Annotated in this window: 19 protein-coding genes; 1 reads left to right on the top strand and 18 read right to left on the bottom strand. The window is 61.9% G+C overall.

Annotated elements, in window-relative coordinates; genetic code table 11:
- Positions 1-193: 193 nt before the first annotated feature.
- The 17 genes from hemE to B2246_RS11685 form a co-directional block, all read right to left on the bottom strand.
- Positions 194-1,297 (bottom strand): uroporphyrinogen decarboxylase, encoded by a 1,104-nt coding sequence (gene hemE, locus B2246_RS11765; RefSeq protein WP_008650152.1) that lies wholly within the window; start codon positions 1,295-1,297, stop codon positions 194-196.
- A gap of 115 nt (positions 1,298-1,412) precedes the next feature.
- A complete protein-coding gene (locus tag B2246_RS11760; protein ID WP_286882241.1) occupies positions 1,413-2,369 on the bottom strand; it encodes an alpha/beta hydrolase in 957 nt (318 codons plus the stop codon).
- A gap of 722 nt (positions 2,370-3,091) precedes the next feature.
- Positions 3,092-3,508: a F0F1 ATP synthase subunit epsilon gene (locus B2246_RS11755; protein ID WP_286882242.1), complete on the bottom strand. Its 417-nt coding sequence runs from the start codon at positions 3,506-3,508 to the stop codon at positions 3,092-3,094.
- 138 nt (positions 3,509-3,646) lie between these two features.
- Positions 3,647-5,050, bottom strand: a complete 1,404-nt coding sequence (atpD, locus tag B2246_RS11750; RefSeq protein WP_008650157.1) for a F0F1 ATP synthase subunit beta — start codon at positions 5,048-5,050, stop codon at positions 3,647-3,649.
- A gap of 33 nt (positions 5,051-5,083) precedes the next feature.
- Positions 5,084-5,959 carry a F0F1 ATP synthase subunit gamma gene (atpG, locus tag B2246_RS11745; protein ID WP_008650158.1) on the bottom strand — a complete coding sequence of 292 codons (876 nt, stop codon included), beginning with the start codon at positions 5,957-5,959 and terminating at the stop codon, positions 5,084-5,086.
- A gap of 70 nt (positions 5,960-6,029) precedes the next feature.
- Positions 6,030-7,571: a F0F1 ATP synthase subunit alpha gene (atpA, locus tag B2246_RS11740; protein ID WP_008650159.1), complete on the bottom strand. Its 1,542-nt coding sequence runs from the start codon at positions 7,569-7,571 to the stop codon at positions 6,030-6,032.
- A gap of 39 nt (positions 7,572-7,610) precedes the next feature.
- Complete coding sequence (locus tag B2246_RS11735) at positions 7,611-8,153, bottom strand: F0F1 ATP synthase subunit delta (protein WP_008650160.1); 543 nt, start codon at positions 8,151-8,153, stop codon at positions 7,611-7,613.
- Between the two features lie 2 nt (positions 8,154-8,155).
- Complete coding sequence (locus B2246_RS11730) at positions 8,156-8,626, bottom strand: F0F1 ATP synthase subunit B (protein ID WP_008650161.1); 471 nt, start codon at positions 8,624-8,626, stop codon at positions 8,156-8,158.
- A 105-nt stretch (positions 8,627-8,731) separates the two neighbouring features.
- Positions 8,732-8,998, bottom strand: coding sequence for a F0F1 ATP synthase subunit C (gene atpE, locus B2246_RS11725; protein WP_008650162.1), 267 nt, complete (start codon positions 8,996-8,998; stop codon positions 8,732-8,734).
- Positions 8,999-9,059: 61 nt separating this feature from the next.
- Complete coding sequence (gene atpB, locus B2246_RS11720; RefSeq protein WP_024569221.1) at positions 9,060-9,929, bottom strand: F0F1 ATP synthase subunit A; 870 nt, start codon at positions 9,927-9,929, stop codon at positions 9,060-9,062.
- 234 nt (positions 9,930-10,163) lie between these two features.
- Complete coding sequence (locus tag B2246_RS11715) at positions 10,164-10,706, bottom strand: ATP synthase subunit I (RefSeq protein ID WP_186425457.1); 543 nt, start codon at positions 10,704-10,706, stop codon at positions 10,164-10,166.
- 367 nt (positions 10,707-11,073) lie between these two features.
- Positions 11,074-11,967: a ParB/RepB/Spo0J family partition protein gene (locus B2246_RS11710; RefSeq protein WP_029306859.1), complete on the bottom strand. Its 894-nt coding sequence runs from the start codon at positions 11,965-11,967 to the stop codon at positions 11,074-11,076.
- 45 nt (positions 11,968-12,012) lie between these two features.
- Positions 12,013-12,786, bottom strand: coding sequence for a ParA family protein (locus B2246_RS11705; protein ID WP_008650166.1), 774 nt, complete (start codon positions 12,784-12,786; stop codon positions 12,013-12,015).
- A gap of 71 nt (positions 12,787-12,857) precedes the next feature.
- Complete coding sequence (rsmG, locus tag B2246_RS11700) at positions 12,858-13,565, bottom strand: 16S rRNA (guanine(527)-N(7))-methyltransferase RsmG (RefSeq protein ID WP_286882244.1); 708 nt, start codon at positions 13,563-13,565, stop codon at positions 12,858-12,860.
- On the bottom strand, positions 13,566-15,530 hold the full coding sequence (gene mnmG / locus B2246_RS11695; protein ID WP_008650168.1) for a tRNA uridine-5-carboxymethylaminomethyl(34) synthesis enzyme MnmG: 1,965 nt from the start codon (positions 15,528-15,530) through the stop codon (positions 13,566-13,568).
- Between the two features lie 237 nt (positions 15,531-15,767).
- A complete protein-coding gene (locus B2246_RS11690; protein ID WP_035884409.1) occupies positions 15,768-16,646 on the bottom strand; it encodes an N-formylglutamate amidohydrolase in 879 nt (292 codons plus the stop codon).
- 3 nt (positions 16,647-16,649) lie between these two features.
- Complete coding sequence (locus tag B2246_RS11685) at positions 16,650-17,669, bottom strand: Bug family tripartite tricarboxylate transporter substrate binding protein (protein WP_186425461.1); 1,020 nt, start codon at positions 17,667-17,669, stop codon at positions 16,650-16,652.
- Positions 17,670-17,799: 130 nt separating this feature from the next.
- On the opposite strand from B2246_RS11685, the gene B2246_RS11680 reads away from it, so the two are divergent.
- On the top strand, positions 17,800-18,702 hold the full coding sequence (locus B2246_RS11680; RefSeq protein WP_008650172.1) for a LysR substrate-binding domain-containing protein: 903 nt from the start codon (positions 17,800-17,802) through the stop codon (positions 18,700-18,702).
- 110 nt (positions 18,703-18,812) lie between these two features.
- Here B2246_RS11680 and B2246_RS11675 read toward each other — a convergent pair whose 3' ends face one another.
- Positions 18,813-19,556: an ABC transporter ATP-binding protein gene (locus B2246_RS11675; protein ID WP_008650175.1), complete on the bottom strand. Its 744-nt coding sequence runs from the start codon at positions 19,554-19,556 to the stop codon at positions 18,813-18,815.
- Between the last annotated feature and the right edge of the window lie 3 nt (positions 19,557-19,559).

Here is a 19,559-nt window from a genome sequence, read left to right as displayed (position 1 = left end):
TTAAGGGGTTACCCCGTCTTGCGGTGCGGCAAACCTATCGGTGTGCATAAGTCAAGCCTTGACAGCAACCGCCCGGCACCTTTTTGGCGAAATATCGCAAATAGTTTACTTGACAGCTTATCGATAGCGCCGACTGCGACACAGCGGCGCAGTCGGGTCGGCGAATCGCTGCGCCGCGGGGAAAACGCCTGTTTCAGACGGCCGCTGCAACCTGCCCGGCGCGCAGCTTGCGGCTATGGTTGTGCACTTCGTCAACCAGGACCGAAACGTTCTCGGGCGGCGTGAACTGCGAAATGCCGTGGCCGAGGTTGAAGACGTGTCCATCGCTGCCACCGGCGGATGCGTAGGAGTCGAGCACGCCCCGTACCTGTTCGCGGATGGCCGATTCGGACGCGAACAGCACGGTCGGGTCGATATTGCCTTGCAGTGCCACGCGGCCTTCGGTCCGACGGCGGGCCTTCGCCAGGTTCACGGTCCAGTCGAGCCCGATCGCATCCGGGCCAATCCCGGCGATTTCCTCGAGCCAGATGCCGCCGCCTTTGGTGAATACGATCACCGGGATCTGCTGGCCGTCGTGCTCGCGCTTGAGGCCCTGAAGTACCTTGCGCATGTACGCGAGCGAGAAGGCCTGATACATGCCATCCGCCAGCGCGCCGCCCCAGGTGTCGAAAACCATCACGGCCTGGGCCCCGGCTTCGATCTGCGCGTTGAGGTACGCGGACACGGCGGTGGCATTGATGTCGAGAATGCGATGCATCAGGTCGGGCCGGGCGTACATCATCGCCTTGACGGTGCGGAAGTCGTCCGAGCCGCCACCTTCGACCATATAGCAGGCCAGCGTCCACGGGCTGCCCGAGAAGCCGATCAGCGGCACACGCTGACGGCCGTCCTGCACCAACGCCTTGCGGATTTCGCTGACCGCATCGAACACGTACTGCAGCGAGGCCATGTCCGGCACCGCGAGCTTCGCCACGTCGGCTTCCGTGCGCAGCGGATGCGCGAAACGCGGGCCTTCGCCCTGCGCGAACGACAGGCCGAGGCCCATCGCATCGGGTACGGTGAGGATGTCCGAAAAGAGGATCGCGGCGTCGAGCGGATAGCGGTCGAGCGGCTGCAGCGTCACCTCGGTCGCGTAGGCCGGGTTCTTGGCCAGGCCGAGGAAGCTGCCGGCGCGCGCGCGCGTGGCGTTGTACTCGGGCAGGTAGCGACCCGCCTGGCGCATGAGCCAGAGGGGCGTGTATTCAGTGGGTTGCCGGCGCAGCGCCCGCAGGAAGGTGTCGTTCTGCAATGCGGTCATGGTCATCCTCGTGAGACCGACATTCTAAGGGATGCCCGCACCCGCAAGCCCCATGGCGAGTGATATCCACACGAATGCTTGCGCTGGATCGGGCCTCAGAGCGTCACCGAGGACCTCATAGGTCGTCGAACACACCTGTGAACGCATCGGCCGCTCGCCGCATCCACTCCCGCGCGCGTGGCGCATCCGGTTGCAGACGCGCAAAGCCATGTGTCATACCTGATGCCTCGATCGTGATCACCGGTGCATCGTGACGCACGAGGAAGTTGGCGTAGGCCAGGCCGTCATCACGCAGCACGTCATTGGCCGCCACAAGCACGACGCTGGCGGGGGGCAACATGGCGGGCGGCGATGCCATCAAATGGATCCGGGGATCATCCTGCGCGGCGCCCTTGGCCAATTCCTCGGCACCGATGAACTGCGTCCAGTACCAAGCCATCTCGTCCCGGGTGAGCCCGGGCCCGTTCGCGAACGCGCGATAGCTCTCGGTCGTGAGCAATGGCGCGGCCACGGGGTAGATCAGCAACTGCGCCTGGACGATATGCGCACGGTGCTGCTCGTTAACGATGCGGGCGGCCGCCGCGGCCAGATGCGCGCCTGCGCTGTCGCCAGCCACGGCAAGAAATTCTGGGTTCAGGCCGAGCGACTCGCGCGATGCAGCGAGCCATTGCACGGCTGCCACCGCATCGTCACAAGGGGTTGGAAACGCGTATTCCGGGGCCAGCCTGTAGTCGACACTGGCGACGACGCACTGGGTGTCGGCTGCCAGCAGCGCCGCCACCGTGTGATGCGTTTCCGGCGAGCCGACGACCCAGCCACCACCGTGGAAATAGACAATCAGTCGAGGCTGCTCAACAGTGGCGGGCCTGAACAAGCGCACCGTCAACGCCGCGCCGTCCACCGGGATCGCGAGGTCGGTTACGGAGATCTCCTCGGGGTCCGGCAGACGCGAGCGTGCGGCCACATCCTCGAAGCGCGAGCGCCGCGCTGCGGCATCCTCGGGAATGGGTTCGTTGGAGTACAGGTCCGCCATCTGGCGGTAATAGCTGAGTAGCTGGGGGTCGATGGCCATCGGAAACTTCGAAAATCGCTTTGCTAACCGTTTCGAATCGTAACGCTGAATGCGCTGCCGAACACAAAATCGGAAACCCGATTTTTCTTATCCCCCGAATGTGGGGAACACGGCCTATTAATGGGCAGAAAACGTAATGCATTCAAGACACTAGCAAGTCTTCGTTTTTGCACTTCCTGGCGCACATTATGACGGAACACGCGATGAAAACGCTTTCAAGCAAGCCAGAAAGTGTTCAGAACGACGTATCCATACGCGGCCGCCTTTCAACTACTTGCAAAACGATACATTTTGTTACTGCCATGGCCAGAAGTTTCCCCCACAATGCATTGACAGACCGATGCTTGGTGTGAGGCGCCCCCCGCCGCTAAAGCATTGAAAATATGGGGCGCTGAAGAAAGCCCCTCAGGTAGTGACCAGATTTATCCGGACCAGCCCAGCAGATGTTGCTGGTTGATCCGGAAAACCAGGAAGACCGGTGCGCATGTTGCGGAGAGAACACTCCGATGCGCGTGTAAGAGTAGCCTGGACCGTACCCGTTCCTTCGAATTGACCCCTCGAAGGGATTTTCCCGTCCGCGCGGAGCCTCCCCGGCCCGCGCGCTTTTTTTTGTGGTCCAGGCCACGAAATATAGCGCCCGTCAGAAAAAAAAGGCAGCCCGCGGGCTGCCTTTTTTAGTGCCGCGCCAAAAATACAACAGCGCGGCGGTACGACTTAAATGCTTACTTCTTACGACGCAGGCGGGCGATTGCAGCAAGCTGCGCAGCGGCCACGGCCAGTTCGCTCTGGGCACGCGCCAGATCCAGATCGCTGCTCTGATTCTGCAGCAATTCCTCGGCCGCGCGCTTGGCTTCGCTAGCCTTGGCCTCATCCAGATCCGTACCGCGAATCGCGGTATCGGCCAGCACAGTGACGTGCTGGGGCTGCACTTCGAGAATGCCGCCGGCAACGAACACGAACTCTTCGTCGCCGTCTTCCTTCTCGATGCGCACCGCGCCCGGCTGGATGCGGGTAATCAGCGGCGTGTGACCCGGCAGGATACCCAGTTCACCCGACTCGCCCGGCAGCGCCACGAACTTCGCCTGACCGGAGAAGATCGACGCTTCCGCGCTGACGACGTCTACAAGAATGGTTGCCATATTTGATCCTTTCTTCAGAAAGCGTTGGCTTCCCGAAATCAGGAAGCATGTGTCTCGCCCTCATGCTCGCGGCTGCCACGTACACCGGCTGACTTCGCCAGGACAGCCGCAACGGCGCATGAAGGCGAAAGACGCTGCTTACTGAAGCTTCTTGGCCTTCTCGAAGGCTTCGTCGATCGAGCCAACCATGTAGAACGCCTGCTCGGGCAGGTGATCGCACTCGCCATCCACCAGCATCTTGAAACCACGGATGGTTTCCTTCAGCGGCACGTACTTGCCCGGCGAACCCGTGAACACTTCGGCCACGTGGAACGGCTGGGACAGGAAACGCTGGATCTTACGCGCACGCGACACGGAGAGCTTGTCTTCCGGCGACAGTTCGTCCATGCCCAGAATCGCGATGATGTCGCGCAGTTCCTTGTAGCGCTGCAGGGTCTGCTGAACGCGGCGGGCCACTTCGTAGTGTTCCGTACCCACGACTTGCGGATCCAGCTGGCGCGAGGTCGAGTCGAGCGGGTCGACGGCAGGGTAGATACCCAGCGCGGCGATGTCACGCGACAGCACGACGGTCGAGTCCAGGTGCAGGAACGTGGTAGCCGGCGACGGGTCGGTCAAGTCATCCGCAGGCACGTACACGGCCTGGATCGACGTGATCGAGCCAGTCTTGGTCGACGTAATACGCTCCTGCAGCTTGCCCATTTCTTCAGCCAGCGTCGGCTGATAGCCCACGGCGGAAGGCATACGGCCCAGCAGTGCCGACACTTCGGTACCGGCCAGCGTGTAGCGGTAGATGTTGTCGACGAAGAACAGGATGTCACGGCCTTCGTCACGGAAGCGCTCGGCCATCGTCAGGCCGGTCAGCGCCACGCGCAGACGGTTGCCCGGCGGCTCGTTCATCTGGCCGAACACCATGGCCACCTTGTCGAGCACGTTCGAGTCCTTCATTTCGTGGTAGAAGTCGTTCCCTTCACGGGTACGCTCGCCCACGCCGGCAAACACCGACAGACCGCTGTGCTGCTTGGCGATGTTGTTGATGAGTTCCATCATGTTCACGGTCTTGCCCACACCGGCGCCACCGAACAGACCCACCTTACCGCCCTTCGCGAACGGGCATACCAGGTCGATAACCTTGATACCCGTTTCCAGCAGGTCAACCGACGGCGACAGTTCGTCGAACTTCGGTGCCTTCTGGTGAATCGCGCGCTTTTCGTCAGCTTCGATCGGACCAGCTTCGTCGATCGGGCGACCCAGCACGTCCATGATGCGACCCAGCGTGCCGTGGCCAACCGGCACGGAGATGGGGGCACCGGTGCCCTTCACCGACATGCCACGGCGCAGGCCGTCCGACGAGCCCAGGGCAATGGTACGCACCACGCCGTCGCCGAGCTGTTGCTGCACTTCGAAGGTTAGACCCTTCTCGGCGAACGACTTGTCGTTGCCCTCTTCGAGCACGAGTGCGTCGTACACCTTCGGCATTGCGTCGCGCGGGAACTCGATGTCCACCACGGCGCCAATGCACTGCACAATATTTCCGATACTCATTTCGTATCTCCGATAGCTTGAATTCTTGACGCCTTAGACCGCAGCGGCACCGCTGACGATTTCCGACAGTTCCTTCGTAATCGCTGCCTGACGGGTCTTGTTGTAGACCAGTTGCAGTTCGCCGATCACGTTCTTGGCGTTGTCGGATGCAGCCTTCATGGCCACCATACGCGCGGATTGCTCCGACGCCATGTTCTCGGCCACGGCCTGGTACACCAGCGCTTCGACGTAGCGGACGAGCAGCTCTTCCACAACGGTCTGGGCGTCGGGCTCGTAGATGTAATCCCACGAGTAGGCGCGCTTTTCATCTTCGGTCTGGCTCAGCTTGTCCGCTGCCAGCGGCAGCAGTTGCTCGACCATCGGCTCCTGCTTCATCGTGTTGATGAACTTGGTATATGCCAAGTACACCGCGTCGACTTCGCCGTTGGTATAGGCGTCCAGCTGAACCTTGATCGCGCCGATCAGCTTTTCCAGATGCGGGGTGTCACCCAGCTGCACCACATGCGAGACCACCTTGGCGCCGATGCGACCCAGGAACTGCATGCCCTTGGTACCGATGGCGGTCGCTTGCACGTTCACGCCCTGGCCCTGCAGGTCTTTCAGTTCGTTGGTCACCGCGCGCAGCACGTTGGTGTTCAGGCCACCGCACAGACCCTTGTCGGTCGTCACCACGATCATGCCGGCGCGCTTGACGTCGCGTGCCACCATGAACGGATGCTTGAACTCGGGGTTGGCAGAGGCCAGGTGCGCCGCGATATTCCGCACTTTCTCGGCGTAGGGGCGGGCGTTGCGCATCCGTTCCTGCGCCTTGCGCATCTTGGATGCGGCGACCATCTCCATCGCCTTGGTGATCTTGCGCGTGTTTTGCACGCTCTTGATCTTGGTTCGAATCTCTTTCGTTCCGGCCATATCTTCCTCTCCACTTGTGCCGCGCCACGCGCCTTACGGCGCGCCCGGCGCAACACATGGAATCACGCGGTTAGAACGCGGCGGACTTCCTGAAATCCTCGATCGCTGCACGCAGGGCGGCTTCGTCTTCCTTCGACAGATCCTTGGTATCTTCGATGCGGTTGACGAGGTCGGCGAACTTGGTCTTCAGGTGGTCGTGCAGGCCCTTCTCGAACGGCAGAATGTCCTTCACGTCGACGTTGTCGAGGAAGCCGTTGTTGGCGGCATACAGCGACGCGGCGAGCTGCCACACCTGCAGCGGCTGGTATTGCGGCTGCTTGAGCAGTTCGGTCACGCGGCGGCCGCGCTCGAGCTGCTTGCGGGTAGCGTCGTCCAGGTCCGAAGCAAACTGCGCGAACGCAGCCAGTTCACGGTACTGGGCCAGGTCGGTACGGATACCACCGGACAGCTTCTTGACGACCTTGGTCTGCGCTGCACCACCCACACGCGACACCGAAATACCGGCGTTGATAGCGGGGCGGATACCGGCGTTGAACAGGTCGGTTTCCAGGAAGATCTGACCGTCGGTAATCGAGATCACGTTGGTCGGCACGAATGCGGACACGTCACCAGCCTGCGTTTCGATCACGGGCAGCGCGGTCAGCGAACCGGTCTTGCCGGTAACGGCGCCGTTCGTGAACTTGGCCACGTAGTCTTCGTTCACGCGGGCAGCGCGCTCGAGCAGACGCGAGTGCAGGTAGAACACGTCGCCAGGGTAGGCTTCGCGGCCCGGCGGGCGGCGCAGCAGCAGCGACACCTGACGGTAGGCCCAGGCCTGCTTCGTCAGATCGTCATAAACGATCAGCGCGTCTTCACCGCGGTCGCGGAAGTACTCGCCCATCGTGCAGCCGGCGTAGGCAGCCAGGTACTGCATGGCGGCCGAGTCCGAAGCCGTTGCGGCCACGACGATCGTGTACTCCATGGCGCCGTGCTCTTCCAGCTTGCGCACCACGTTGGAGATCGTCGAAGCCTTCTGGCCGATTGCCACGTACACGCAGAAGACGCCCTTGCCCTTCTGGTTGATGATCGAGTCGACGGCCACGGCGGTCTTGCCGGTCTGGCGGTCGCCAATGATCAGCTCACGCTGGCCACGGCCGATCGGCACCATCGCGTCGATCGACTTCAGACCGGTCTGCACCGGCTGGCTCACCGACTGACGCGCGATCACGCCCGGAGCGACCTTCTCGATCACGTCCGTTTCCTTGGCGTTGATCGGGCCCTTGCCGTCGATCGGCTGACCCAGCGTGTTCACCACGCGGCCCAGCAGTTCCTTGCCAACCGGCACTTCCAGAATGCGGCCGGTGCACTTGACCGTATCGCCTTCCGAAATGTGTTCGTACTCACCCAGAACCACGGCACCCACCGAGTCACGCTCGAGGTTCAGTGCCAGGCCGTAGGTGTTACCCGGGAATTCCAGCATCTCGCCCTGCATCACGCCGGACAGGCCGTGCACGCGGCAGATACCATCGGTCACGGAAATTACCGTGCCGGTGTTGCGCACTTCAGCGTCGGCGCCAAGACCCGAGATGCGGGACTTGATCAGCTCGCTGATTTCTGAGGGGTTCAGTTGCATCACAATGCTCCTAATTCTTCAATCCGTCGGCCGTTGCGGTCAGGCGGTCAGCGCGGCTTGCATGGCAGCCAGACGCGAGCGCACGGAGGTGTCGAGCACTTCGTCACCGACCTTGACGCTTACGCCACCGATCAGCGACGGGTCCACCGCCACCTTTGCGTACAGCTTGCGGCCGAACTTGCGTTCGAGTGCGGCGACCAGTTCGTTCGTCTGCGAGGCGTCCAGCGGGAATGCACTGGTGATCTCGACATCGGACGAGCCCTCGCGGGCGTTCTTGAGCGCATGGAACTGTTCGGCGATTTCCGGCAACGCTGTCAGGCGGCTGTTTTCCACCAGCAGCTTCACGAAGCGGCGAGCTTCGTCGTTGACCGGGCTCTTCAGCACCGACAGGAACACTTCCTCGAGCTTGTCGCCGGAAATGTTCGGGTCGGTGGCGAGCGCCTGCATGTCGGGATTGGCGGCAACCTGCCCCATTTCCGACACCAGCTCGGACCATGCACCCAGGTTGCCTGCACCGGCTTCACTGGCGACGCGGAAGAGCGCCTCCGCGTAGGGACGGGCAATGGTTGCGGTTTCAGCCATGATTAGAGCTCAGCCTTGAGTTGATTGAGCAGGTCTGCGTGGACCTGCGCGTTCACTTCACGCTTGAGGATCTGCTCTGCACCCTTCACGGCCAGCACAGCGACCTGGTCGCGCAGCGATTCACGCGCGCGGGTCACTTGCTGTTCTGCTTCGGCCTTGGCCTGAGCGATGATGCGTGCGGCTTCTGCCTGGGCGTTCTGCTTGATCTCGTCGGCAGTCAACTGGGCACGCTTTTCAGCGTCGGCCACACGTTGGGCGCCTTCGGTGCGGGCTTCGGCCATAGCCTGGTCCACACGCTTGTTGGCGAGTTCAAGCTCCGCCTTGCCTTTTTCGGCAGCGGCGAGGCCATCGGCGATCTTCTTTGCGCGTTCGTCGAGCGCCTTCACCAGCGGCGGCCAAATGAATTTGGCAACAACCCACCACAGGATGAAGAACACGACCATCTGCGCAAAAAACGTTGCGTTCAGATTCATGGTGTGTTCCTTTCGGTAATCAAACTACAGATAAATGCACAAGGGCGGCCAGGCCATCGGACTGAGGCCCACGCCGCCCGTCAGCATCATGCAGACCGAAAAGACTTACTGAATGACGGACAGCAGCGGGTTGGCGAAGGCGAACAGCATTGCAACACCCACACCGATCAGGAATGCAGCGTCGATCAGGCCAGCCAGCAGGAACATCTTGGTTTGCAGCGGGTTCATCAGCTCAGGCTGACGTGCGCACGCTTCGATGTACTTGCCACCCATCAGGGCGATACCCAGGCAGGCGCCGATAGCGCCCAGACCGATGATGATGCCGATACCGATAGCGGTCAGACCCTGGATGTTGGCGAGATATGCTTGCATGATGACTCCTTTAATTTAGAGAGACTTAGAACCAAAAAACCAAAAAACCAAAAACCGAAAATCAGTGGTGATCGTGAGCCTGGCCGATATACACCAGCGTCAGCATCATGAAAATGAATGCCTGCAGCAGAACGATCAGGATGTGGAAGATGGCCCAGACGGTACCGGCAACCACATGTCCAACGAAGCCCAGCGCGCTCAGATCAGCACTAAACGTCCAGATGGAACCCAGCAGCGCGATCAGCAGGAACACGAGTTCGCCGGCGTACATGTTGCCGAACAACCGCATGCCGAGCGAAACGGCCTTGGCCAGGAATTCGATGATGTTCAGGATCAGGTTGAACGGGGCCAGATACCACTTGGCGCCGAACGGGGCCGAGAACAGTTCGTGCATGAAGCCGCCCGCGCCCTTGATCTTGAAGCTGTAGTAGATCATCAGCACCAGAACCGAGCACGACATGCCCAGCGTGCCGTTCAGGTCGGCCGTGGCCACTGCGCGGTGGTGCGGAAGATGGATGTGGAAGATGCCCAGCAGACCGTTCAGGCCGGTGACCCAATCCACAGGGATCAAGTCGATCGCGTTCATCATGGTGATCCAGCAGAACACCATCAGCGCGAGCGGAGCGATCCACGAGCGGTCGCCGTGAATGATTCCCTTGGCCTGGTCGTCCACCATCTCGACGATCATTTCCACGAAGGCCTGGAAACGGCCCGGCACGCCGGCCGTCACGCGGCGAGCGGCCATGTAGAGGAACAGGATGGCGATCACGCCGCACAGCACCGACCAGAACACAGTGTCGTAGTTCAGGACACTGAAATCGACCACGGAATGCTGCTTGCCGCCGACCGAATTAAAGTTCTGCAAGTGTTCGGCGATATAGCCTGAGGGTGTGAGCACGTGCTCCGCGCCTTGAGTAGCTTCAGCTGACATGTCGAAACGAACCGTATATTGCGAAATCTGACATCGGAAACCCGCCTTCGGCCGACTCCCGGTACACGTCTTGCTTAGCCTTCGGTCACATGACCGGTCACCGCATGGAGCAAGGACGACTAGTTATTCTTGGCAAACCTTAGTCACGCGACACGGCACCGTTGTGACGCATCGCGCTTGAAACCTCTTGATTTCCCCGGGGGTTGCCTCATCTGCAACCAGTGCCCGCACCGCCTAGCGAATTGCGAGCGCCACCCAGTAAGTCTTCAACACTAGCAAGAACGTGACGAGCATCGGTATCCAGCGCAGATCGCGGTACAGCACCACCACCAGCACGAACAGTGCGACGGTACTGAACACCTTGATTGCCTCGCCGGCCACCAGGCCGCCAACCGTCGGCTGCCTGCGCGACATCCACAGGCGCAACGCAAAGAAGCCACTGGGGATCACACACACCATGCCGCCGAACAAGGCCGACCAGCCCGACGGCGCATGCTCATGCGCGAATATCGCCCAAGCAAGCGCCGACAACAGCGTCACGGCGACCTGTGCCAGTACCACCTTGCCGGGCGTCATGCGCGATGGACGCAACGCACGCTCGCCAAGCAGCTTCACCGCTTCAGCATGTGACAGCGGATCGACAGCTACTTCCTCGCGCTCGGCGCTATCATCCCAATCGTCGTCACGCCACGCGTCTTGCTGGCGCTCATCTCGACGATCGTTTCCGGACGCCTTGCCGGCTTGCGAACGGTCCTGCTGACGGTCTCGAACCACCACCTGCCCTGCCTCATTCCAGGCCGGAACTTTTCAGGCCCGGCCAGAATTCAAACCGCACGATTCTATTAGGAATCGCTAACATCAGTCAATCTGCTTTCAGATTGCTTGCAGTGAATTTCGCACAACGGCTGCTATCACGCCTTCATGATGGCTGGCCGGATATTGCGCCGCAACGATCTGAAACGTAATTGGATTGCGCCAGCATTGGCGCGCATGATGTCGGATCCGTCAGCGACTGCACGACCGCTATTCCCGTCGACGGCGTTCGGTAATCGCGCAGATCAGCGGAACGCTGTATACGTGTCGCGCGAGACCGACAACCTTCCGGCAACCGCAAGGAATAGGTTGCCGGAATGTATGGAACAGGTTAGGCGCTGGCCTGCGGTTCGCGCAGGCGCGTGAGCACACCGTCCAGTGCGTCGTTGCTGGCGAAGTGAATTGTGAGCTGGCCCTTGCCACGCGCGCCGAGCTTGATCTGCACAGACAGGCCCAGCGTATCGGAAAGCTCTTCTTCGAGCCGCGCCACATCGCGTGTGCCATTGCCCGACTTCTGCTTCAGGGACTTCAGATCAAACGGCTTGAGCGTCGATGCCACCAGCTTCTCGGTCTCGCGCACGGACAACCGTTTGTTGACGATCTGGTTGGCCAGCGTGATCTGATTCGCGCCGTCGACAGCCAGCAACGCGCGCGCGTGTCCCATGTCGAGATCGCCAGCCATCAGCATGGTCTGGACAGGTGCGGCAAGATTGAGCAGACGCAGCAGATTCGATACCGCACTGCGCGAGCGACCCACGGATTCGGCCGCCTGCTCGTGCGTGAAACGGAATTCGCGGATCAGGCGCATGATGCCTTGCGCCTCTTCCAGCGGGTTCAGGTCTTCACGCTGGATGTTCTCGATCAGCGCCATGGCGGCCGCAGCCTCGTCGGCGACGTCCTTCACGAGCACCGGCACCTTGTCGAGACCCGCAAGCTTCGAAGCGCGGTAGCGGCGCTCACCGGCGATGATCTCGTAGCGATCAGGCTCGGCCACGCGGCGCACCAGAATCGGCTGCATCAGCCCCTGAGCGCGAATGCTCGCGGCCAGTTCCTGGAGCGCGCCTTCGTCCATGCGCGTGCGCGGCTGGTACTTGCCAGGCTGAAGCTGATCGACGCGCAGCACAGACGGCGCACCCTCCTGCTTCGAGGTTTCAACGATCTCTGCAGGGCCGCCGAGCAGTGCTTCCAGCCCCCGACCCAGTCCCTTCTTCTTTGCGGTACTCATCGTCGCCATCCTTGCTGTCCCTTCCCTGCTGTTTCAGTGACGTGCTCAGCCGAGCTGTCGCACGCGCGCGATCATCTCCGCGCCGAAATCGAGATACGCCTTCGCGCCCTTGGACGAGGCATCGAACGCCACGCCCGGCATGCCATAGGAAGGCGCTTCGGCCAGACGCACATTACGCGGAATCACAGTCTTGAATACCTTGTCGCCGAAGTGGGCCTCGAGTTGGGCCGACACCTGCTGCTGCAGCGTCACGCGCGGATCGAACATGACGCGCAGCAACCCGATCACCTTGAGGTCGCGATTCAGGTTCGCATGCACCTGCTTGATCGTATTGACGAGGTCCGACAGTCCTTCGAGCGCGAAGTACTCGCACTGCATCGGCACGATCACACCGTGCGCCGCGCACAGGCCGTTCAGCGTCAGCAGCGACAGCGACGGCGGGCAATCGATCAGCACGAAGTCGTATTCCTCATCGACTTCAGCCAGCGCCTGCTTGAGCCGACGTTCGCGCTGGTCGAGCTCGACCAGTTCCACTTCGGCACCAGCCAGTTCACGGTTGGCAGGCAGCACGTCATAGCGCCCCGATTCGGATCGCTGGCGCGCCTCGGGGACCGTGGCGAGCCCCACCAGTACCTGGTACACGCTGTGTTCCAGCGCCTGCTTGTCGATGCCCGACCCCATCGAGGCATTGCCCTGCGGATCAAGGTCGACCAGCAAGACGCGCTGGTCCTGCGCTGCCAGGCCGGCGGCCAGGTTCACCGTGGTGGTGGTTTTGCCGACGCCTCCCTTCTGGTTTGCGATCACGAATACCTTGGCCATATGCGCTTGCAGCTCCTCAGTGCACAATTCCGCCATGCGGAACATGTGCTCAATAAATTACCCAACCGATTTCAACGCCGGGACAGCACAACAAGGTGCCGTTCCACATCGAGCTCAGGTACTACCAGTTTCGGTACCGCTTCCACCTGCCAGTCAGCCATCAGACCGGCCGCTTCCATGCGATCGATCTCCGCCTGCGGATAAACTCCCTTCATGGCGATCAGCTTTCCGCCCGGCGCCAGCAGGTGCCCGGACAACGCCACGAAATCGGTCAATTCTGCGAATGCGCGCGAGGTGATCACGGCATAGCCCTGTTCGTCGTCGATCTTTTCCACAGGCCCCCAGTGGGCAGCCGCATTGGTCAGGTGCAACTGGGCACGGCACTGCGTCAGGAATGCGGTCTTTTTCTGCACGATGTCGACCATCAGCACCGACACATCCGGGCACGAGATCGCCAGCGGCATGCCTGGCATCCCACCACCGGAGCCGACATCGAGCACCCTGCCCCGTGCGCCCTGCGCCACGTTTGCGGAGCGAGCAGCTTCCGCCAACGCCGGAACAGCCGTCAGCGAATCGAGCAGATGATGCGTGAGCATTTCGTCGGGATGACGAATCGCGGTGAGGTTGTAGACGCCGTTCCATTTGCGGAGCAGCGTCAGGTACGCAAAAAGCGTATCGATCTGGGCTGGTGTCAGTGCCAGCCCGATCGCGACCAGTCCGGCTTCGAGCCGACGGCGTTGCGCGGCGTCGTCGACCGCAAAATGTCGGGAACCACCCACTCAGGCAGCCTCCTGTCCATTGCCGGCCACCGGGGTTGCCGATGTCTGGGTCGCGGCGCGCCCCATGCCCTTCTTTTTCAGGTGTACCAACAGCAACGAGATAGCCGCGGGCGTCACGCCGGAGATACGCGAAGCCTGACCCAGCGTTTCCGGGCGATGCTGGTTCAGCTTCTGGCTCACCTCGAAGCCCAGGCCACGCACCTCGGTATAGTCGAAGTTCGGCGGCAGCTTGGTCGACTCGTTGGCTTCGAGCTTGTCCACTTCGGCAGCCTGGCGTGCGATATAGCCGTGGTACTTGATACCGATCTCGATCTGCTCGCGAATCTGCTCGGCAAGCATCTTGTCTTCGTCGAGCGGCGCTTCCGGTGCAAAGCGGCCATCCTGCAGGGCGACAAGCGCCTCATAACGGACTTCGGGACGGCGCAGCAGATCTGCGAGCGAGTATTCGCGCTCGATGGCCTTTCCGAGCAGCGGGACGGCGTCAGCCTCGGGCAACAAGGTCGGATTGACCCAGGTGCTCTTGAGTCGCTCTGTTTCACGTGAAACAGCGTCGCGCTTCCGATTGAAGGCATCCCAGCGGACATCGTCCACCACACCGAGTTCGCGACCGATTTCGGTCAGACGCATGTCCGCGTTGTCCTCGCGAAGGCTCAGGCGGAACTCCGCACGGCTGGTGAACATGCGGTACGGCTCGGTCACACCGCGGGTGATCAGGTCATCGACCAGCACGCCAAGATATGCCTGGTCGCGGCGCGGCGTCCAGGCGTCGCGTTCACGTACGTAGCAACCGGCGTTGATCCCGGCCAGCAGACCCTGTGCCGCCGCTTCCTCGTAGCCGGTCGTGCCATTAATCTGGCCGGCGAAGAACAAGCCCTCAATTGCCTTGCTCTCCAGTGATGCCTTCAGCCCGCGTGGGTCGAAGTAGTCATACTCGATCGCATAGCCCGGACGCAGGATATGTGCGTTCTCCAGTCCCCGAATCGAGTGGACAAGCTCAAGCTGTACGTCGAAAGGCAGGCTCGTCGAGATGCCGTTCGGATAGAACTCGTTGGTCGTCAGCCCTTCTGGCTCCAGGAAGATCTGATGGCTTTCCTTGCTGGCAAAGCGATGGATCTTGTCCTCGATGCTCGGGCAGTAGCGCGGCCCTACCCCTTCGATCACACCGGTGTACATCGGCGAGCGATCGAGGCCGCCGCGGATGACATCGTGGGTACGGCTATTGGTATGGGTGATCCAGCACGGTAGTTGCTGCGGGTGTTGCTCCGGACGGCCCAGGAACGAGAACACCGGCACCGGGTCCAGGTCGCCGGGCTGCTCTTCCATCACCGAAAAGTCGATCGTGCGGCCGTCAATGCGCGGCGGCGTACCGGTCTTCAGGCGGCCCTGCGGCAGCTTCAGTTCCTTGAGTCGCGCCGACAACGACACGGCTGCAGGGTCGCCCGCACGACCGCCTGTGTAGTTATCGAGGCCAACGTGAATCTTGCCGTCCAGGAAGGTACCAGCCGTCAGCACCACCGCGCGCGCGCGGAAGTCGATGCCAACCTGGGTACGAGCACCGACCACGCGGTCACCCTCCACCATCAGGTCATCCACGGCCTGCTGGAACAGCATCAGGTTTGGCTGGTTCTCCAGCCGCGTGCGGATGGCCTTGCGATACAGCACTCGGTCCGCCTGGGCACGGGTCGCCCGAACGGCCGGGCCCTTGCTGGAGTTCAGGATGCGGAACTGGATGCCCGCCTCATCGGTGGCGGCAGCCATCGCGCCACCCATGGCGTCCACTTCCTTGACCAGATGCCCCTTGCCGATGCCACCGATCGACGGATTGCAGCTCATCTGCCCCAACGTTTCGATGTTGTGGCTCAGAAGCAGCGTCTGGCAGCCCATGCGCGCGGCGGCGAGGGCTGCTTCGGTGCCGGCGTGACCACCGCCGACGACAATGACGTCGAATTCTTTCGGGTAAAGCATGGGACACCTCCTCCGGGAGGCTGGGCGGGAAAAATCGGGATGTCGAATTATAGCGGCAATCGATTCCCCGCCTTCGGTCGGACACGATGTTTCACGTGAAACATGGCGTGTGCGGTACCTGGCGAAGCAAAGTGTGTTTCACGTGAAACACTCCCGAGCCAAAAGAAGAAGGCCCCGCTTCCGCGGGGCCTTCCCTCTGCCCTTCTCTGCCTCACATGTTTCACGTGAAACGTGGTCTCAGATCTGGCTCCGGATGTATGTCGCCACCTTCTCGCTCAGCACACCCAGGTCTCGCTGCAGGGTTTCGAAACCAGCATTCGGCACCTTGCTGGCTTCATCCATGTACAGCGGCCGCCGGATCTCAATCTGCAGACTATTGCGCCGCTCGGCCGGGCGGCCAATCTGCGCGATCAGCTGCACACCCTTGTACGGGTCATTACGTGCGACGGTGTAGCCCATGCCCCTCAACTCCCGCTCGACCAGATCGACGATACCCGGCTCGCAGGTGGTCCCGTCCCGGTCTCCGAGCACGAAGTCAGCCAACGGATGCGGGCTCTGGATCTTCAGGCGCTCATAGGCGTTGTTCGGCATCGAATGCAGGTTCAGATGCCAAACCGCGCCGAAGCGCGCGTATGCAGACTCCACCGCTGTCGACAGCGCCGCATGGTACGGGCGGTAATAGCGATCGATCCGGTTCCGCACCTCGTCCACTGTCAACTTACGATCGTAGATCGGGGTGGCCGCATCGATATTGCGCCAAACCAGACCGTAGCCGAGCCTGGTCTTCTCCCCGGGCGACAGCGGTGTCGGCCACGCTGCTGCCAGCAACTCCGGATCCAGGTCGTCGAGCATCCGGTTCGGATCGATATAAACGCGCGGAAAGGTCGCCCCGATCAGCGTCCCGCCGACCTTCGGGATGGCGGACCACAAGGCATCGATATGCGTATCTTCTCCGCCACGCAGCCGCTGCAGAGGCACGGCCGCACCGAAGTCCGTCGGATAGTGGATGCCGCTATGTGGCGAGTCACAGACCAGCGGCAACGCCGCGCCTTCGGGCGCAAACAAGAGGAACGGCCCCACCGGCGCGTCGCCCTGCACTGCTTCAAACGTCGTCATGGCTTAGTCCAGCTTGATGTTGGCGGCCTTGACCACGCGGGCGTAGCGGGCGATTGATTGCTGGATTTGCGCCTTGAACTGGTCAGGCGTCGTCGGCACCAGCGTGCCACCAGACTCCTCCACCTTCCGCTTGAACTCGGGGTTCTGCATGGCCTTGTGGATTGCGGCATTCAACTTGTCGATCACCGGCTGGGGCGTGCCGGCCGGCGCGACGATACCGAACCAGCCGCCCTCACCCATGTCCTTGAAACCGAGTTCGGCATAGGTCGGCACATTGGGCAACTGTGCCGACCGCTGCGCCCCGAGCACCGCCAGCGCACGCAGCCGGCCCGCTTTCACGTGGGGAAGCGTCGACGACAGGTTGTCGGTAATCGCGTTGACCTGCCCCGCCACCGCATCGTTGAGCGCCAGCCCCGCGCCCTTGTACGGCACATGCAGCAGATCGATCTTGGCCAGCATCATGAAGTTCTCGATGTTCACATGACCCAGCGACCCCGCGCCCGGCGATGCAAACGTGTACTTGCCCGGGTGCGCCTTCGCCAGGGCGATGAACTCCTGCATTGTCTTGGCGGGCACGCTCGGATGTACGGCGAACACACTCGGAATCGCCACCACGTTGGTCACCGGGGCGAAGTCCTTGATCGGGTCATAGCCGAGCTTCGGATAGACCGCCGGGTTGGACCCGTGCGTGCTGACCGTGGCCATGCCGATCGTGTAGCCGTCCGGCGTGGCACGTGCCACCTGTTCCATGCCGATCGAACCACCCGCCCCGCCCTTGTTGTCGACGACGATGGTCTGCCCCAGCTCACGTCCTGCGAACTCCGCAACGAGACGCGCCGACAGATCCGTCGAGCCACCCGCGGCGAATGGCACAACCAGGCGGATCGGCTTGTTTGGATAGTTGGATTGCGCGAACGCCGACGCCGTCAAACCAACCGTGGCGAGCGTACCCACTGCAGCGGACACGGCGGTGGAAAGCAGGAAATGCCGGCGCGTGCTGGCAGCATTACGGACTCGGGTCATCTGATCAAACTCCTCTTCTCGTTCTCGAATTTCGGGGTACCGAGCAGCGAGTGTCGGGAGTTTACCGGCCCTGCACAAACGACTATATTGCACGCTTCCATTACCAAAGATCATCCTAGGCGGCCCGGTCATGCGCATCCGTTCCCCGTCGATGTCAGAGCTGCACGCGTTCGCCACGGCGGCCCGGTTGGGCAGTTTCACGCGTGCGGCCGAGACACTGTGCGTCACCCAGGGCGCCATCAGCCGGGCGATATCTCGTCTGGAATCCCACTTCGGCCAACCGCTGATCCATCGCAACGCCCATCGCCTGACCCTGACCGACGCCGGCCGCAGCTACCTGGAGGCGATCGCGGTGCACTTGGCAGCCATTGAGACCGCCAGCGCATCCATGCTTGCGACGGATCGCCGCCATCATCTGATCCTGTCCGCCGTCCCCACACTGGCCAGTGTCTGGCTCGTTCCGCGCCTGCCGGACTTCCAGCGTCGCCATCCAGAGATTCACCTGGACTTCGTCCCCTATCGGCGCGACGAGGACTTCTCCGGCGCCCGGCCGGATGCCGCAATCCTGGCGGGCGAAGCGGGCCAGTGGCCGGGCTGGCAGGCCGATTATGTGATCGGACGTGAAATGGTGCCGGTCTGCCACCCTGCCCGCGCCGAGACGCGGCAGTGGCAATCGCCGGACGAATTGCTCGACGAACCCTTGCTCTACCACACCACCGCACCCGCGAACTGGCAGAACTGGCTGCGCGCGGCTGGCGTACCCAGTGCTGCGCCGACGCTTGCCAGGGGCTTCGACCAGGTCTCGATCCTGCTCGAGGCCGTGAAGGCAGACATGGGCGTGGCGGTCTTGCAGAGGTGCCTGGTGCGCGATGCACTGCAGGCTGGCCAGGTCATCGCGCCTTTCGATCTGCCGATCCGGCTCAATCGCGGTTACTTCCTGTGCGCGCCACGCGAGAGACGTGACCATCCTGCCCTGACTGCCTTTCGAGATTGGCTGCTCTCAGCCGCCGCGATAGATATCGGCTCGAAGTAATATCAACTATATATCTATTGCATGAATGATCATCGGCTTACTATATGATAAACAAATAAAAACGACGCCATATTGGCGTCGTCAATCAAACATAAGAATATAAAAGCAGGTCAGGCCGCTTTCTTCGTCAGCCCCAGATACGTCTCGATCACCTTTGGATTGCTCGCCAACGCCGACGCTTCCCCTTCCATAGCCATGTCGCCGGTCTCGATCACATACCCGTAGTCAGCCACCTGCAACGCCGCCCGCGCGTTCTGTTCGATCAGCAGCGTCGCCACGCCGGTTTGTCGAAGGTTGTGGATGATGTGGAAGATCTCCTTGACGATCAGCGGCGCGAGACCAAGGCTCGGCTCATCGAGCATCAGCAACTGCGGCTTGGCCATCAGCGCGCGCCCCACGGCGAGCATCTGGCGCTCGCCACCGGACAGCGTGCCCGCCTCCTGCTTCGCACGCTCCCGCAGACGCGGGAACAGGTCGTACACCACATCCTTCTGGTCCAGATAGTTGCGTTCCCCAGCGCGCTTGCGCCGGAATGCGCCGAGCAGCAGGTTGTCCTCGACGCTCATCGACGCGAACAGTTCACGCTTCTCCGGCACCAGGCACATCCCACGCGACACACGCCCCTCCACGGGAATCCCCGCCATGTCGTGGCCGAGGAACCGAACCGAGCCGCTCGATGACCCGCTGACGGGCAGCGCGCCCATCACGGCATTCAGCATCGTCGACTTGCCGGCCCCGTTCGGCCCGATCACGGTCACGATCTTGCCGGCCTCCACCTTGAGGTTCGCGCCATGCACCGCCTCGACCTTCCCGTAGCGGACATGCAAGTCCTTCACTTCCAGAATCAGACTCATCTC

The organism is Cupriavidus sp. UBA2010 (assembly GCF_002335265.1).
In the GTDB taxonomy this organism is placed as follows: Bacteria; Pseudomonadota; Gammaproteobacteria; order Burkholderiales; family Burkholderiaceae; genus Cupriavidus; species Cupriavidus metallidurans.
This window is presented reverse-complemented; position numbering and strand designations above follow the sequence as displayed.

Bases quoted from the DNA above. Each gene is read 5' to 3' on its own strand.
- atpD (WP_008650157.1), bottom strand. From the start codon at position 5,050: ATGAGTATCGGAAATATTGTGCAGTGCATTGGCGCCGTGGTGGACATC.
- atpG (WP_008650158.1), bottom strand. From the start codon at position 5,959: ATGGCCGGAACGAAAGAGATTCGAACCAAGATCAAGAGCGTGCAAAAC.
- atpA (WP_008650159.1), bottom strand. From the start codon at position 7,571: ATGCAACTGAACCCCTCAGAAATCAGCGAGCTGATCAAGTCCCGCATC.
- atpB (WP_024569221.1), bottom strand. From the start codon at position 9,929: ATGTCAGCTGAAGCTACTCAAGGCGCGGAGCACGTGCTCACACCCTCA.
- B2246_RS11680 (WP_008650172.1), top strand. From the start codon at position 17,800: ATGCGCATCCGTTCCCCGTCGATGTCAGAGCTGCACGCGTTCGCCACG.
- B2246_RS11730 (WP_008650161.1), bottom strand. From the start codon at position 8,626: ATGAATCTGAACGCAACGTTTTTTGCGCAGATGGTCGTGTTCTTCATC.
- mnmG (WP_008650168.1), bottom strand. From the start codon at position 15,530: ATGCTTTACCCGAAAGAATTCGACGTCATTGTCGTCGGCGGTGGTCAC.
- B2246_RS11755 (WP_286882242.1), bottom strand. From the start codon at position 3,508: ATGGCAACCATTCTTGTAGACGTCGTCAGCGCGGAAGCGTCGATCTTC.
- B2246_RS11710 (WP_029306859.1), bottom strand. From the start codon at position 11,967: ATGAGTACCGCAAAGAAGAAGGGACTGGGTCGGGGGCTGGAAGCACTG.
- atpE (WP_008650162.1), bottom strand. From the start codon at position 8,998: ATGCAAGCATATCTCGCCAACATCCAGGGTCTGACCGCTATCGGTATC.
- B2246_RS11690 (WP_035884409.1), bottom strand. From the start codon at position 16,646: ATGACGACGTTTGAAGCAGTGCAGGGCGACGCGCCGGTGGGGCCGTTC.
- B2246_RS11760 (WP_286882241.1), bottom strand. From the start codon at position 2,369: ATGGCCATCGACCCCCAGCTACTCAGCTATTACCGCCAGATGGCGGAC.
- hemE (WP_008650152.1), bottom strand. From the start codon at position 1,297: ATGACCGCATTGCAGAACGACACCTTCCTGCGGGCGCTGCGCCGGCAA.
- B2246_RS11735 (WP_008650160.1), bottom strand. From the start codon at position 8,153: ATGGCTGAAACCGCAACCATTGCCCGTCCCTACGCGGAGGCGCTCTTC.
- B2246_RS11675 (WP_008650175.1), bottom strand. From the start codon at position 19,556: ATGAGTCTGATTCTGGAAGTGAAGGACTTGCATGTCCGCTACGGGAAG.
- B2246_RS11685 (WP_186425461.1), bottom strand. From the start codon at position 17,669: ATGACCCGAGTCCGTAATGCTGCCAGCACGCGCCGGCATTTCCTGCTT.
- B2246_RS11705 (WP_008650166.1), bottom strand. From the start codon at position 12,786: ATGGCCAAGGTATTCGTGATCGCAAACCAGAAGGGAGGCGTCGGCAAA.